We start from the raw sequence: 16,187 nt of genomic DNA on the forward strand, positions 1-16,187 counted from the left end.
GGGACGACGCGGTGACGCCTGGGCGAAGGCGAAAGTCTCCTCACCCCTCCAGCAGGAAGATCATCGTGGCGAGCGGCGGGAGGGTGAGCGACAAGCTCTGCCCCTGGCCGTGGCTCGCCTGATCGTCGGTGTGGCGGCCGCCCTGGTTGCCCAGGTTGGACCCGCCATACACGCCGGCATCCGAGTTGAACGCCTCCCGGTAGAACCCCGCCTGCGGCACGCCGATCCGGTAGCCCTCGCGCGGCACCGGGGTGAAGTTCGACACCACGATGGCGACCTCGCCGGGCTTCGCGCCCTTGCGGGCCCAGGCGATGACGCTGTTGTCCTGGTCGTCCGCCACCAGCCACTGGAAGCCGGTATGCTCCACGTCGCGGCTGTAGAGGGCCGGGGTCGACACGTAGAGCCGGTTGAGATCGCGGATCACGCTCTGGACGCCCTCGTGCAGGGGATCGTCCAGCAGGTGCCAGTCCAGGCTGTTGTCGTGGTTCCACTCCCGCTCCTGGCCGAACTCGCCGCCCATGAACAGCAGCTTCTTGCCGGGATGCCCCCACATGAAGCCGTAATAGGCGCGGAGATTCGCGAATTTCTGCCAGCGGTCGCCGGGCATCTTGCCGAGCAGCGAGCCCTTCCCGTGCACGACCTCGTCGTGGGAGAGCGGCAGGATGAAATTCTCCGAGAAGGCGTAGAGCAGCCCGAAGGTCAGGTTGTGGTGGTGGTAGCGGCGATGGATCGGATCCTCCTGCATGAAATGCAGGGTGTCGTGCATCCAGCCCATGTTCCACTTGAAGCCGAAGCCGAGGCCGCCCGTGTAGGTCGGGTGCGAGACGCCCGGCCAGGAGGTCGATTCCTCCGCCACCGTGATCGTCCCCGGGGCGTGGCTGTAGGTCGCCTCGTTGGTCTTGCGCAGGAAGTCGATGGCGTCGAGGTTCTCGTTGCCGCCGTAGCGGTTCGGGATCCACTCGCCCTGGCGGCGCGAGTAGTCGAGGTAGAGCATCGACGCGACGGCATCCACGCGCAGGCCGTCGAGGTGGTAGTGCTCCAGCCAGAACCGGGCGTTGGCGGCGAGGAACGTCGCGACCTCGGTCCGCCCGAAATTGTAAATGTAGGTGCCCCAGTCCTGGTGGAAGCCCTGGCGCGGGTCGGCGTGCTCGTAGAGGTGGGTGCCGTCGAACAGGCCGAGCCCGTGGGCGTCGAGCGGGAAGTGGCCCGGCACCCAGTCGAGCAGCACGCCGATGCCGGCCTCGTGGGCCGCGTCCACGAAGGCCGCGAAGTCCTCAGGGCTTCCGAAGCGGCTCGTCGGCGCGAAGAGCGAGACCGGCTGGTAGCCCCAGGACCCGTCGAACGGGAACTCGGTGATCGGCAGCATCTCGATATGGGTGAAGCCCAGATCCTTGACGTAGGGGATCAGCCGGTCGCCGAGTTCCTTGTAGGTGAGGTAGCGGTTGCCCTCCTCGGGCACCCGCGCCCAGGAGCCGAGATGGACCTCGTAGATCGAGATCGCCGCGTGGCGCGGGTCCTTGGCGCCGCGGGTGCTCATCCAGCCGGAATCGCGCCAGTCGAAGTCGCTCGACCCGTGGGTGACCGAGGCGGTCTCCGGCGGGTGCTGGGCCGCGAAGGCGACCGGGTCGGCCTTGAGCGGGACCAGGGATCCGTCGGGGCCGCGGATCTCGAACTTGTAGCGCACGCCGGCCTTGAGGCCCGGCACGAACAGCTCCCAGATGCCGCCGTCCTGCCAGAGGCGCATCGGGTGGCGCCGCCCGTCCCAGTCGTTGAAGTCGCCGACGACGCTGACCTTGCGGGCGTTGGGCGCCCAGACGGCGAAGCGGAAGCCGTCGATGCCGTCGAGCTGCCCCGACTGGGCGCCGAGCATCCGGTAGACGAGGTTGGTGCCGACCTCGCGGAGCGCCGCCACGTCGTACTGCTCGATCGAGGAGCCGAAGCCGTAGGGGTCGTAGCGGCGGCGCTTCGTCCCGTCCCAGGACTCCACCTCGATCTCGTAGAGGGGCCGGTGCTCGCCCTCGGCCTTCGCGACCCAGAACCCGTCCGGATGGCGCTTCTCGAAGGGCGCGGTGCGGCCGTCCATCACCAGGGTGGCGGCCCGCGCCTCGGGCAGCACGGCGCGCACCTCCCAGGCCTTCGGCCCGACCCGGTGGGGCCCGAGCACCGCGAAGGGGTCGCCGTGGTTGGCGGCCATCAGCGCGGCGATCGCGTCCGGGTGGACGCTCGGCGGCTGCGCGGCGCCGGAGCCCGGGACATCCGCGGTCCGCGCCGTCCCCGCGCCCGGGTCGGCCCGTCGTGCGAAGGTCTCGTCGATCGCCGTCATTCAGATGCTCCGGGCTCGTGTCCGTCCGTGTCCAGAATGGTGAGAACCCCACGGGCGGGGATTTCGATCCAGTCCGGCCGGTTGTTGGCCTCGTAGTCGACCTCGTAGAGCGCCTTGGTCAGCAGGCAGAGGCGCAGCAGACGGGTCCGGCTCTCCGGATCGGTCACCGCCGCCCGGGAGCCCTCGACCGCAGTCTCGTAGCCGGCGAGGAACGCCGCCTCGATCATGCCGCGCCACGCGGTCGCCGCGTCCCGCGCCCGCTCCTCCGAATCGGCGAACCGTGCGGTGATCTCCCGGATCACCGTCTCGGCGCCGTACGCGAAGGAGCGCATCAGCCCGGCGACGTCCCGCAGGGGCATCGACTTGGCCCGGCGCTCGTCGGCCGGGCGCGAGGGCTCGCCCTCGAAGTCGACGATGATCAGGTCGTTCTCGGCGACCAGCACCTGGCCCAGATGGTAGTCGCCGTGGATGCGGGTCTTGTGGGCGCCCCGGACCGGCGCTTCGGTGAGAGCGGCGATCAGCGCCTCGACCTCGCCCCGGCGCTGGCCGAGCTCCGCGCAAGCCGGCTTGCCGGCGTCGAGGCCGCGGTCGGCGAGGCCCTTGAGCGCCCGGAAGGCGCGCTCGGCCTGGTGGCGGGCGTCGCGCGCCAGCACGGCGAGGTCGTCCCCGGTGAACGGCTCGGCCGCGAAGGCCGGGTCGTCGGTCTCGATGGCGAGCGCCGCGTGCAGCTCGGCGGTGCGCCGGCCGAGCAGGTCGGCCCAGGGCCGGTGGGCCTGGAACGCCTCCTCGGGGGTCGCGGCCTCGCTCTCGGGGGTGAGCACCACGGTCTCGAAGTCCCGGCGCAGGCCCTCCAGCATCAGGGTCCAGGCGTCGCCCTGGTTCATCACGAACTTCTGCAGGACCGCTAGGGCGGTCCGGGTGCCGTCCTCGGCGACATGCTCCAGGGTGCCGAGCAGGGCGGGTGTATTCGAGAAACCCGCCTTCTCGGTGAGGAAGCGCCCGACCTCGATCTCGGGATGCAGGCCCGGCTGCAGGCGGCGCAGCAGCTTGAGCATCATCTTCGAGCCGATGGCGATCGAGGTGTTGCTCTGCTCGCCCGAGAGCCGGCGGATGTCGGCCACGTCGACCGTGACGTCCGGGTCGAAGGCCGAGGTGACGGCGAAGACGAGCCGCCCGGTCTCCGTGGGGATCTCGCGGGCCTGCCGCATGTCGTCGATCAGGCAGGCGGCGAAGTCGTTGGAGCCGGCCGCCCCGTAGAGCAGGCCGGTGCGCGGCCCCCGGCGCACCCGCGCCACCGCGAAGGGCATGAGGGTCTCGTCCTCGCGGCCCTCCTCGACGCCCACGGGCACGAAGTATTCCTGGGTCTCGCCGCTGGCGAGCTGCACCTGCAGCCGCGGCAGCAGGAAGCGCGCGCTGCCGTCGACGTCCTTCAGGGCGGCGCAGTCGACGACCTTCGTGGCCTTGATCCGCGAGCCCTTGGCGCCGAACCAGCGCCGGCTCGTCAGGAACGGCGGCACCACGGTGCGCTCGAAGGCGACGCGCTCGCGCCCGCTCATCAGGGTCTCGATCCCGCCGGTGAGCACCAGGGTGAACAGCTCGGGCGGCTCCTGCTGCGGGCCGATCACCCCCGACCGAGCGGCGCTCAAGGAGAACCAGTAGAAGCCGTAGGACGGCAGGGTCAGCAGGTAGGGCAGGTCGCCGATCGGCGGGAACTCGGTGCCACCGGTCAGCTCGATCGGCACCGCGGTGCGCAGCTCCGACAGGTCGAGCTGCACCGCCTGCGGCGCGCGCGACAGGTTCGCCACGCACAAGATCCGCTCGTCCTCGTGCTCGCGGATCCAGGCGAGCACCTTCCGGTTCGACGGGTACAGGAACTGGATGGTGCCGCGCCCCAGCGCGACGCTGTTGTTGCGGATCGCGATCATGCGCCGAGTCCAGTTCAGCAGGCTCGTCTGGGCCTGGGTCTGCGCCTCGACGTTGATCGCGTCGAACCCGTAGATCGGGTCCTGGATCGCCGGCAGGAACAGCTTCTGGGGATTCGCCCGCGAGAAGCCGCCGTTGCGGTCGGGCGACCACTGCATCGGCGTGCGCACGCCGTCGCGGTCGCCGAGGTAGATGTTGTCGCCCATGCCGACCTCGTCGCCGTAGTAGAGCACCGGCGTGCCGGGCATCGACAGGACGAGGGACTTCATCAGCTCGATCTTGCGCCGGTCGTTCTCGAGGAGCGGCGCGAGGCGGCGGCGGATGCCGAGGTTGATCCGGGCGCGCCGCTCGGCGGCGTAGAACGACCAGAGGTAGTCACGCTCCTCGGCCGTGACCATCTCGAGCGTCAGCTCGTCGTGGTTGCGCAGGAAGATCGCCCACTGGCAGCCCTCCGGGATCTCCGGGGTCTGGCGCATGATGTCGGTGATCGGGTGCCGGTCCTCCCGGGCGATCGCCATGTACATCCGCGGCATCAGCGGGAAGTGGAACGCCATGTGGCACTCGTCGCCGTCGCCGAAATACTGCGCGGTCTCCTCGGGCCACTGGTTGGCCTCGGCGAGCAGCATCCGGTCGGGGTAGCTCGCGTCCAGCGCGGCGCGGATCGCCTTGATGACGTCGTGGGTCTCGGCGAGGTTCTCGCAGTTCGTGCCGTCGCGCTCGATCAGGTAGGGGATCGCGTCGAGCCGCAGGCCGTCGACGCCCATGTCGAGCCAGTAGCGCATCACGTCGATGACCGCTTCCAGCACCTTCGGGTTGTCGAAGTTGAGATCCGGCTGGTGGCTGTAGAACCGGTGCCAGAAATACTGCTTGGCGACCGGGTCCCAGGTCCAGTTCGACGCCTCGGTGTCGAGAAAGATGATCCGCGTGTCCTTGTACGGCTCGTCGGTGTCCGACCAGACGTAGAAGTCGCGCTCGGGCGAGCCGGGAGGGGCCTCGCGGGCGGCCTGGAACCAGGGGTGCTGGTCCGAGGTGTGGTTGATGACGAGCTCGGTGATGACCCGCAGACCGCGCTCGTGCGCCGCCTCCACGAAGGCCTTGAAGTCCTCCATGGTCCCGTAGGACGGGTTGATGTCCCGGTAATCGGCGATGTCGTAGCCGTCGTCGCGCAGCGGCGAGGGATAGAACGGCATCAGCCAGATCGCCGTCACGCCGAGATCGCGCACGTAGTCGAGGCGCTGGGTCAGGCCCTCGAAATCCCCGATCCCGTCGTTGTTCGAGTCGAAGAACGACTTGACGTGGATCTGGTAGATGATGGCGTCACGGTACCATTGCGGGTCGCTGCGATCGATCATCGCGTCGCTGCCTCATCGGTCGAGTCTGACGGGACCGGCGGGGGACCCGGCCGGGGCGCGGGCGGCGGGCCGCCGCGCGGGTGCGAGGGTCGGCGACGGGAATTCCCGCCGCCGCATTCAAGGGCCATGGCCGAGTGCCACGCGCGGCCTCAGCCCGCAACCCGCCGCGGCGTCCGGAGGCGCCAGATCACGCAGGATCGCTCGGCCGGATCGAGGGCGATGCGGTGGGTCTTGCCGCGCAACTCGAACGTGTAGCCCTGCAGCAGGTCCTCGACCTCGACGGCGCCGTCGTCGGGCAGGCCGAACAGCCAGAGCGGCACCTCGTAGGTGCATTCCTGGCGGTTCTTCGGGTCGAGGTTGACCATGGTGAAGACGCAGTTGTCGCGCTCCGGCGTCGCCTTGGCGTAGGCGATGATGTTGTCGTTCCAGGCGCCCGTGAAGGTCACGTTGCGGAAATCCCAGAGAGCGGGATTCTCGCGCCGGATCTTGTTTAGCTTGACGATGTGCTCGCGGATGTTGCCCGGCCGGTCGTAGTCCCAGGCCTTGAGCTCGTATTTCTCGGAGTTGAGATACTCCTCCTTGCCCGGGTACGGCGCGGCCTCGCACAGCTCGAAGCCGTTGTAGATGCCGTAGACCGACGACAGGGTCGCGGCGAGCGTGCCGCGGATCACGAAGCCCGCGCGCCCGCTGGTCTGGAGGAAGTACGGGTTGATGTCGGGGGTGTTGGCGAAGAAGTTCGGGCGGTAGTACTCGCCCATCTCGCCGGCCAGCTCCAGGGCGTAGTCGGTGAGCTCCTGCTTGGTGTTGCGCCACGTGAAGTAGGTGTAGCTCTGCTGGTAGCCGGCCTTGGCGAGCTTCTTCATCATCTTCGGCCGGGTGAAGGCCTCGGCGAGGAAGATCGCGTCCGGGTAGCGGCCGTTGACCTCGCCGATCACCCATTCCCAGAACGGGATCGGCTTGGTGTGCGGGTTGTCGACCCGGAAGATGCGCACGCCGCGCGCGCACCAGCCGAGCAGGATGTCGCGCAGCTCGATCCAGAGCGAGGGCAGGGCGCCCCCGTAGAAGTGGACATTCGAGATGTCCTCGTACTTCTTCGGCGGGTTCTCGGCGAATTTGAGCGTGCCGTCGGGGCGCCACTCGAACCATTCCGGGTGGTTCTTGATCCAGGGATGGTCGGGCGAGCACTGGATCGCGAAGTCAAGGGCGATCTCCATCCCGTAGGCGTGGCTCGCCGCGACCAGCCGCTCGAAATCCGCGAGCGTGCCGAGGTCGGGATGCACGGCCTCGTGGCCGCCCTCCTCGGCGCCCACCGCGTAGACCGAGCCGACATCGCCGGGCTCGGCCTTGAGGGTGTTGTTCTTCCCCTTGCGGTTGGTCCGACCCACGGGGTGGATCGGCGTGAAGTAGAGAACGTCGAAGCCGAGCTCGCGGATCTCGGGCAGGCGCCGGATCACGTCGTCGAAGGTGCCGTGGCGGTTCACGTCCATCGACTGGGAGCGCGGGAAGATCTCGTACCAGGCGGAGAACCGGGCCGCGAGGCGGTCGGCGATCACCGGCAGGGTCACCGGATAGCGGGTCAGGTTCACCCGCTCGGCGTTCCGGCGCACGAGGCTCGCCGCGTCGGGCTGAAGGATCCGGTCGAGCTGGGCCGCCGAGCCGGTCTCCTCGGCGGCGAGCGCCGCCACCAGCGCGGCGAGGCGCTCGGCGTCGCGGCCGCCGCGGGTCCGGGCGAGCGAGGCCGCGGTCCCGACGAGCGCCACGCCCTCGATCGTCTCGAGCCGCACGTCGACGCCGGCGGCGCGCTTCTTCAGGGTGTCGCGCACCCAGGACGAGAACGCGTCGCGCCACGCGATCAGGGTGAACTCGTAGCGGGCGTTCCGCTCCAGAGGGAAGTGCCCGGCCCAGCGGTCGTTGTCGACGAAGACCATCGGGTCCTCGCGCCAAGTCTCGCCTCCAGACGCCTCGGTGCCGGCGACCCGCGACAGGATCGCGGCGTCGATGATCTCGTGGCCGTCGGAGAAGATGTCGGCCTCGACCCGCAGGGACTCGCCGACGATCCGCTTCACCGCCGAGCGACCGCCGTCGATCTCGGGGCTGACCGCCTCGATCACCACCCTTCCCTCCCCGTCCGGGGTGCCGCGCGCCGGCTGGCGGGCGACCTCCTGGGCGCTGGCCGCGAGGATGCGCAACTCGCCCGGCATCAGGTCGATGGCGCTGCCGGGATGGAACGCGATCGGCTCGGCCTCCGGGGTCCGGTCGACGAAGGCGCCGAGCATCCCGCCGGTGCGGGCGACGAGCGCGCCGGCCTCGACCGGCACCGGCCGGTCGGTCGGGTTGTAGAGCACGATCAGCCCGTGCTGCGCCGAGGCCGGGTGGCCGGTGTCGAAGCGGGCGAGCGCCACCAGATCGCTGTCGGGGGCCGAGATCCGGATCTGCGCGCCCTCGACATTGGCGGCCGGCAGCTCCGCCCGCAGGGCGTTGATCGCCCGAATGGAGCCGGAGATGTCGATGCCGGTCTCGTTCTCGCGGTCGCGCGGGGTGGTCTCGACCACGTGCAGCGCCCGCCGGTAGCCCCACTCGTAGCCGATCGGCATGAGCACGCCGGCCGAGAAGAAGGCCGCGAGCGCGTAGCGGGTGCGCAGGTGCGCCGCCACCGCCTCCGGGCCGCCGCCGATCTCGGTGGCGAGCCGCGTCATGTCGTGGTTCTCGGGGAAGGCGATCGAGGGGGCCAGCACCCGCAGGCGCTCGTACTGCTCGAGCGCCCAGGGCTTCCTCAGGTCCCACCACGCGAAGGAGTTGAACAGATAGTCGAAGCCGGCGCCGGCCGTGGCCCGGGCCTCCTCGAAGGTGCAGCCCAAGGTCTCGGCGGCGAACAGGCAGGCGGGGTCTTGGCTCTTGGCCTGCCCGATCAGCACCCGCCAGGTCTCCGGCGGCACCTTGTAGGCGGCGTCGCACCGGAAGCCCTTCACGCCGAGGCCCTGGAGATGCGCCACGTAGGCGCCCCAGATCCGGGTGAGTTCGTCCCGGGCGGAGGGGGTGTGGTAGTCGAGCTCGGCCAAGTCGCCCCAGACGGTGCGGATCGACGGGTCGTCCGGGTCGACGGCGGCCGGGTGCATGATCGAGCCGTCGGGCTCCTTCATGAACAGGTCGGGCCGCTCGGTGGCGAGCCGGGCGTTGTCGGCGGTGTGGTTGATCACGAGGTCGGTCATCACCGACAGGCCCAGAGCCGCGGCGGCGGTGCAGAAGCGGCGGATCTGCTCGTCGTCGGGCGTGCCGTCGGGGTCGCGGAAGCGCTCGTCCAGGCGCTCGGGATCGGCGACCGCGTAGAGGCTCCGCGAGCCGCCGGTCTGGTGGAACGGGTTGAGGTAGACCCAGTCGAAGCCGAGGGCGGCGATCCGCGGCAACTCGGCCGTCCAGTCCGAGATGCGCCCGACCAGGAGCGGGAACAGGTTGTAGATCCGCGGCCCCTCGGCCCGGGGGGCCAGCGCGGCCGGCAGGACGGCCGCGGCCCCGGACGTCGCAGCGGCTTTGGTCGGTGCGTTCATGCTGCCTCTCGGCTCCCGTTCCCAGTGTCGTAACGCCCGAACCGCCGGGCTGTGCCGCGCGATCCGGTCCGACGTGTCTCAGCAGAGTCGCGTGACAGGGCTGCGGCGGGGCCACCGGAAGACGCGCCCGGACCGCCGCCGTCTCTGCGAGCGGCGCCACGCTGATCCAGGTCGCGCTGCCCTGGGTCGCCTCGCTCCGCTCGCGATGACGGCGCGGTCACGGTTCCCGCCGCAGCACCGCGTAGGGGAGGTCGCGCAGGAGAGCGCCGAGATCGGCCCCCTCCCCCTCCACCACCCGCCCCGAGGCGAGGTCCCGCCAGCGCGTCCCCGCCCCGAGATCGACCCGGGTGCCGGCAAAGGCCTCGCCCGACCAGACGGCTTCCCCGACGAAGCCCGCCACCAGCCGCGGCACCGCCACGAACAGGTCGCCGCCCTCTTGGACGGGGTCGGTCCGCCGGTAGGCGATGACGTGGTCGGCCCGGGCGCCGGTGGCCGCGACGGGCTCGTAGGCGGCGCTGGCGTAGAAGTCCGGGCGCTCGGCCCGCTCGGCGAGGAGCCGCGTCAGCGTCGCCTGCTTGACCCGCCCGTCCGGCCAGTGGCCCAGCAGCTCCGCGGGCGCCCCGCCCTCCTCCAGCATCCGCTCCAGGGCCGGGTAATCCACCGGGCGGCGGTTGTCGGGATCGACGAAGGAGAAATCCCAGATCTCCGTGCCCTGGTAGGTGTCGGGCAGGCCCGGCAGGGTGCATTTCAGGACCGTCCGGCCGAGGCTCGCCAGCATGCCGAGATGGGCGAGCCGTCGGGCGAAGGGCCGGAGCGCGCTCAGGAAATCCGAGCCCGGGGCGATCAGCGCCGTGAACAGCCGCTTGACCGCGCCCTCGTAGACCTCGTCGACGTTGACCCAGCTCGACCGGCGCTTGCCCTCCCGCATGGCCTTCTCGCCGTAGGCGATCAGCCGGTCCCGGAAATCCGCGATCGCCCCGGCCTCGTCCCGCTCCAGAAGCTCCAGCGGCCAGGCGCCCAGGATCGCCTGGAAGAACATCCACTGGTCGTTGGCGTCCGGGGCCGGCTCGCCGTCGATCCGGGCGAGGTGCGGGCCGGCGACCCGCTGCCACAAGTCCCAGGCCTTGGCCCATTCCTCGGGGATCTCCGAGAGGGCGAGCAGCCGCGTGCGGGCATCCTCGCCCCGCTTGGTGTCGTGGGTCGCGGTGGTGATCATGGCGCTCGGCCAGTCCCGGGCGCGGGCGATCTGCAGATCGTGGAAGTGCTCCGCGTCGATCCCGTACTCGCCCGGATCGCCGCCGACCTCGTTGAGGCCGAGGAGACAGGCGTAGCGGTAGAACAGCGTGTCCTCCAGGCTCTTGGCCATGACCGGGCCGGTGAGCTGCTGGAACCGGCGGCGGAAGCGCAGCACCACCCGCGGGTCCGGCCGGCCGGGGCCCGCCGTCTCGACCCGACCGAGCAGGACGTCGGCGGCGAAGTCGTGGACCGAGCGGTCCGGCAGGCTCGACCAGCGCTTGGCCTTGGCGACGGCGCCCTCGATCAGGCGGACATCCTCGGGCTCGACCTCGCCCTCCTCCAGATCCGACGGCAGGTAGCTCCGGTAGGTCGGGAAGCGCGCGATGATCTCGATCAGCGCCCGGCGGAGCGCGTTGACGGTGAAGTCGCGGGTGCGCCGGTCGGCGTCGGCGACCTCCTTGAGGTCGGTGGTCAGCACCTCCAGCTCGCTCGCGAAGCTGATCTCGAGGATCTCGGCCTTGGCGGCGCGGAGCTGGAAGCCGTAGGGCTCGTCGAACCCCGTGGCCCAGGTGTAGAGCCGCTCGATTTTCCCGCGCCGGCTCTTGTCGACCAGGATCCCGTCGAGCTGGTTGAGCACGTCGTAGCCCGTGGTCCCGGCCACCGGCCAGGGCCGCAGCCGCTCGCCCGGCTCCAGGATCTTCTCGACGACGACGTAGAAGCCCGGTCCGACAGCCGCCTGGAGCGCCCTTGCGTAGCCCAGGGGGTCGGCGAGGCCGTCGATATGGTCGATGCGCAGGCCGTCGATCCGGCCCTCGCGGACGTGCCGGAACACGGTCTCGTGCGAGCGGTGGAAGATGTCGGACAGCTCGACCCGCAGGCCGGCGAGCGAGTTCACGTCGAAGAAGCGGCGGTAGTTGATGTCGCTCGACGCCACCCGCCAGTGGGCCAGCCGGTAGGCCTGGGCCTCCAGCAGCCGGTGCAGCGGCCCGAAACTGTCCGGGCGGCCTTTGAAGCCGTTGAGCAGCGCGAGCGTGCTGGCGGTGGCCTCCTGGATCAGCGGCGACACGCCGTAGATCTCGGCGAGCCGGCGCTTCAGCCCCTCGGCCTCCTCGGGGAAGCCTTTGCGGCGGGTCTCGTCGGTATCGATCGACATCGCCCGCAGCCGCTCGGAGATGGCGAGCAGTTCCGCGGTGGTGTCGTCGTCCACCGCCCCGATCGCGGCGATCACCCGGTTGAGGATGGTCGGGTAGCTCAAGGGGCGGATCGGCAGCTGGTGCTCGTAGTGCCAGACGCTGAAGGCGCCCTTCTCGGGGTCGAACTTCAATTCTAGCGTGCCCTTCTCCAGGGCCTCACCGTAGCGGTCGCCGAGGAACGGGATCACGAGGTTGCGCCCGGCCCCGAGCCGCTGCCAGTCGATGTCGAAGGCGTCGGCGAAGGGCGACAGGGAGCCCCATTCGAGCACCGAGAGCCACCACGGATTGTCGGAGCCGCCGACGCCCATGTGGTTCGGGACGATGTCGAGCAGGAGCTTGATCCCGTGGGCGTGGAGCGTCTCGGAGAGCGCGATGAAGCCCTCCTCGCCGCCGAGCTCCGGGTTGATCGCGCCGTGATCGACGATGTCGTAGCCGTGGGTCGAGCCGGGCCGCGCCTTCTGGAGCGGCGAGGCGTAGACGTGGCTGATCCCGAGCCGGTGCAGGTAGGGGACGATCCGGCCCGCATCCGCGAAGGTGAAGTCCTTGTGGAACTGCAGCCGGTAGGTCGCGCGCGGCGGCGGCGCGGCGAGCCGCGCGGCGCCCGAGCGCGGGCCCCGCGCCTCGGCCGAGAGGGACGCCGCGAGCTTCGCCAGCGGCCCGCCGGGGGCGGCGATGTCCACGAGATCCCGGTCGAGCTTGCGCCGCCAGTTCGGGTAGCCCTCGGTCGAGCCGGGCACGTTGGCCTGGGCGAGTTCCGAGACCACGTCCTCGTACTGGACGGCGGTGAGCATCGCGGGCGCGCGGGCGAGGTAGCGGGCGGCGGCCTCGAAGGGCGCGGAATCCGGCGGCTCGGCGGAGGGCAGCAGCTGCTCGGCCGCCAGCGCCTCGGCGAGGCGGCGGCGCTCGACGACGCGCTCGCCCCGCTCGACCTCGGCCCGCTCCTGATCGTAGAGGCCGAGCGACTGGCGGGTGTCGGTGTCGACCCCGCGCCACCAGCCGACGAAGGTCGGCAGGTCGTGGGTGGTGATGGCGGTGAGCGCGTCCCGCGGGTAGGCCGAGGGCGGCTTGAAGCGTCCGTCGGCCTCGCGCTCGAAGGCGAGGATCCGGTAGCTCAGCACCCCGGCCCGCATCAGCGCGTCGGAGAAGCCTTCCGGCGCCGTGCCGAGATCCTCCGCGATGACGAGGCACTTGTTGCGGTGGCTCTCCAGCCGCAGCACCGCCAGCATCGGCTCGAACGGCATGGCCACGTAGGCTCCGGCCTGGGCCCCCGCCCCCAGCGGGATCAGGAACAGGCGGGCGAGCTGGAAGGCGTGGTCGATCCGGATCGCGCCGGCGTGGCGCATGTTGGCCTGGACCAGGGCCCGGAAGGCCGCGAGCCCGTCGCGCTCCATCGCCAGCGGATCGAAGGCCGGCAGGCCCCAGTTCTGGCCCTTCGGTGCGAGCAGGTCCGGCGGCGCGCCGATCGACACCTTGTCGGCGAAGCGCTCGGGATGCGACCAGATCTCGGAGCCGCCCCGGTCGGCGCCGACCGCGAGGTCGCGGTAGAGCCCGACCCGCATGCCGGCCCCGAGCGCCGCCGCGGAGGCCTCGGCAAGCTGCCGGTCGGCGAGGTACTGCAGCCACGCGTGGTAGCCGACGAGGTCCGCGTTCCCCGCCGCGAAGGCTCGGACCGCCTCCGTGCCGGCGCGGCGATACGCCTCCGGCCAGTCGCCCAGCCAGTGCGCCCCCTGCCCCCGGAAATGCTCGGACAGCGCCTCGAACAGGGCGTGCGCTTCGAGATCCTCCCCGCCCTCCTGGCGGAACTGCTCGAAGCCCGCGTCGGTGCCGGCCCGGGCCGGCGACTCGGCCCAGAGCGCCCGGAGCACCGGGTCGAGCACGTCGTGGACGCCCTGGTGGTCGACGAGGGCGGCCTCGCGCAGAGCCGTGATCGCGTCCGCGCGCTCGGCGAGCAGCGCCTCGGCCCGGGAGCCCGCGAGCCCCGGCAGGCTGCGCGGGGCGATGAACAGGGTCTCCAGGAACAGCCGCGAGGACGGCGAGTAGGGCGAGATCTTGGTCCGGTCGGAGCCGAACAGGGCGTGGACCGGGCTGAGCCCCAAGAACGCCGCCCCGCGCAGGGCGGCCTCGCGGGCGGCCTCGCCGGCATCCGCGTAGGTGCCGATGCCGATATTGGTGGCCGAGCGCAGGCCGTAGAGCTGGGCGGCCATGCCCCAGTCGGAGGCGCCCTCCTCCGTGTAGGGGCGCGGGCGCCAGCAGCGCTGGGGCGCGGCGATCACCCAGGCCTCGGCGCGGGTCTGCCCGGCCTGGACGGTGAGGCGGTGATAGCCGGGCGTCAGCGGCGGCAGCTCGAAGCCGGGCTCCGACCCCTGCGGGTTGGCCCGGCCCTCGCGGGCCGTGCCGCGCTCGTCGACGAGGCGCCAGACCAGGGTGTGGGGCGCGCCGTCCTGCGGGCGCACCGGCACCCGGGCGGCCCGGCGGGCCTCCACCGGCAGGAGCGGCGGGATCAGGCCGCGGCGCAGGCGCTCGACCTCCGCGAGGCTCGCGGCGATCGCCGCCTCGTCCTCCACCGCGAAGCCGAGGGCCGCCAGCAGGCCGCGGCGCACCTCCAGCGACGTCTCGACGGGCTGGCCGAAGGCGTCGGTGTAGCCGGGGGCGACGCCGACGAGGTCGGCGAGTGTCTCGAGGCGGCTCACGCGCGGGACTCCGTCAGGAACACGCCCGTCCAGGACGGGAGATCGCGTCCGGCCCCGTCCGGGGCGTTGGTCCAGACCGGCCGGGCACCGCCCGGATCCAGCGCGAAGGGTTCGGTCCCGACATTGGCGACGAAGCGCAGGGTGCCGGCGCCGAAGCGCCACGTGCAGTCGACCACGTCCGGGCGCGGCATCGCGGCGGCGGCGCCGTCGTAGCCGGACTTCGCCAGGGGCACGACCACGTCGCGGCGCAGCCCCAGGAGCCGCGTCGTCTCGGCCAGCACCTCGCGGTGGGGCGAGCGCTCCCGCTCGGACCAGTCGAGCTTCGAGGCCGCGAAGGTCTCGGCCTCGGTCGGGTCCGGGATCTTGGAGGTGTCGTCCGCGAAGGCCGCGAAGCTCTTGAACTCCCGGCGGCGCCCGTCGCGCACCGCCTTGTTCAGCTCCGCGTCGGGCGCGAAGTCGACGAAGAACAGGAACGGCGCGGAGGCCGACCATTCCTCGCCCATCCAGAGCATCGGGATCTGCGGCGCCAGGAGGAGCCCGGCCCGGGCGAGGTCGAGTTTCTTGGGATCCGCGAGGTGGTTGAGCCGCTCGCCGAGCGCCCGGTTGCCGACCTGATCGTGGTTCTGCAGGAAGGTCACGAAGGCGGAGGGCGGCAGGTGCCCGGAGGGTTCGCCGCGCGGGTGGTTGTCGAGCGTCGGGAAGGGCTCGCCCTGGTAGGCGAAGCCCTCGGCGAGGCAGCGGGCCAGGTGGGCGACCGGTTTGTCGGCAAAGCTTTTATAGTAGCCGGCGTCCTCGCCGGTGAGCAGGACGTGCCAGCAATGGTGCAGGTCGTCGGCCCACTGGGCGTCGTGCATCTTCGGGCGCCCGGCGGCGTCGCGCTCCAGCCAGCGGGCCTGGTTGGCCTCGTTCTCCAGCATCAGGTGGATCTGCCGGTTCGGGAAGATCCTCCGGACCGTCTCGCCGAGCTCGGCCAGGAAGTGGCGGGGCGAATCGTCGAGGATGGCGTGGACGGCGTCGAAGCGCAGGCCGTCGAAATGGTACTCCTCCAGCCAGTACAGGGCGTTCTGGATGAAGAACTGCCGCACCGTGGCGCCGCTCTCCTTGCCGTCGAAGTTGATGCCCGCGCCCCAGGGGGTCTGGTGGCGCTCGGTGAAGAACGTCCCGGCATAGGCGTGGAGGTAGTTCCCGGCCGGCCCGAAGTGGTTGTAGACCGCGTCGAGATAGACCATCAGGCCGAGCCCGTGGGCGGCGTCGATCAGGCGCTTGAGGTCGTCCGGTCGACCGTAGGCGCCGTCCGGCGCGTAGGGCTGGACGCCGTCGTAGCCCCAGTTGCGCGAGCCCTTGAAGTCGGCGAGCGGCAGCAGCTCGAGGGCGGTGACGCCGAGCGCCTTGAGGTCGGCCAGCCGGGCCTGCAGGCCGGCATAGGTGCCCTCCGGCGTCGCGGTGCCGACATGGCACTCGTAGATCACCGCCTCCTCGAAGGGCCGCCCGGTCCAGCCCGCGTCGGACCACTCGAAGCTCCGCGGGTCGATCACCTCGCTGAGGCCCGAGACGTCGTCCGGCTGGAAGCGGGAGGCGGGATCGGGCACGACGAGGTCGCCGTCGACGCGGAAGCCGTAGCGGGCGCCGGGCTTCACCCCCGGCAGGGCCGTGCGGCGCCAGCCGCCGCCGGATTCGGGCAGCGGGTGGTCGACGCCGTCGACGACGAGGTCGACGCTCCGGGCGGTGGGCGCCCAGAGGGCGAAGCGGACGCCGCCCCCGACCATCTCGGCCCCGAAATCCATGCTGTGGGCGCGCCGCATCGGGCCACCGTCCTCGTCATTGGCCGCGCGACCGGGACGCAAGCGCGGCAGGATCATCTGTCGTGGGAGAAGGCCCCGGGCCCGATCCGGTTCCCGCAGCGCAGCTATGGCGGAGCGGCCGCG

Annotated in this window: 5 protein-coding genes; all 5 read right to left on the reverse strand. The window is 71.3% G+C overall.

Features of this window, described 5'->3' with window-relative positions:
* Positions 1–40 precede the first annotated feature (40 nt).
* Complete coding sequence (gene glgB / locus ACQKQD_RS20780; protein ID WP_427509438.1) at positions 41–2,323, reverse strand: 1,4-alpha-glucan branching protein GlgB; 2,283 nt, start codon at positions 2,321–2,323, stop codon at positions 41–43.
* The gene (treS, locus tag ACQKQD_RS20785) at positions 2,320–5,598 is read right to left on the reverse strand and encodes a maltose alpha-D-glucosyltransferase (RefSeq protein ID WP_042672719.1); all 3,279 of its coding nucleotides are present in this window, start codon (positions 5,596–5,598) and stop codon (positions 2,320–2,322) included. The genes glgB and treS overlap by 4 nt, the downstream gene beginning before the upstream one ends.
* Before the next feature lie 149 nt (positions 5,599–5,747).
* Positions 5,748–9,143: a maltotransferase domain-containing protein gene (locus tag ACQKQD_RS20790; protein WP_427509439.1), complete on the reverse strand. Its 3,396-nt coding sequence runs from the start codon at positions 9,141–9,143 to the stop codon at positions 5,748–5,750.
* A gap of 217 nt (positions 9,144–9,360) precedes the next feature.
* On the reverse strand, positions 9,361–14,262 hold the full coding sequence (locus ACQKQD_RS20795; RefSeq protein WP_427509440.1) for a malto-oligosyltrehalose synthase: 4,902 nt from the start codon (positions 14,260–14,262) through the stop codon (positions 9,361–9,363).
* A complete protein-coding gene (treZ, locus tag ACQKQD_RS20800; protein ID WP_091926396.1) occupies positions 14,259–16,064 on the reverse strand; it encodes a malto-oligosyltrehalose trehalohydrolase in 1,806 nt (601 codons plus the stop codon). The genes ACQKQD_RS20795 and treZ overlap by 4 nt, the downstream gene beginning before the upstream one ends.
* Positions 16,065–16,187: the final 123 nt, after the last annotated feature.

This window comes from Methylobacterium sp. NPDC080182, assembly GCF_050281105.1.
Classification (GTDB): Bacteria; Pseudomonadota; Alphaproteobacteria; order Rhizobiales; family Beijerinckiaceae; genus Methylobacterium.

Bases quoted from the DNA above. Each gene is read 5' to 3' on its own strand.
- glgB (WP_427509438.1), bottom strand. From the start codon at position 2,323: ATGACGGCGATCGACGAGACCTTCGCACGACGGGCCGACCCGGGCGCG.
- treS (WP_042672719.1), bottom strand. From the start codon at position 5,598: ATGATCGATCGCAGCGACCCGCAATGGTACCGTGACGCCATCATCTAC.
- ACQKQD_RS20790 (WP_427509439.1), bottom strand. From the start codon at position 9,143: ATGAACGCACCGACCAAAGCCGCTGCGACGTCCGGGGCCGCGGCCGTC.
- treZ (WP_091926396.1), bottom strand. From the start codon at position 16,064: ATGCGGCGCGCCCACAGCATGGATTTCGGGGCCGAGATGGTCGGGGGC.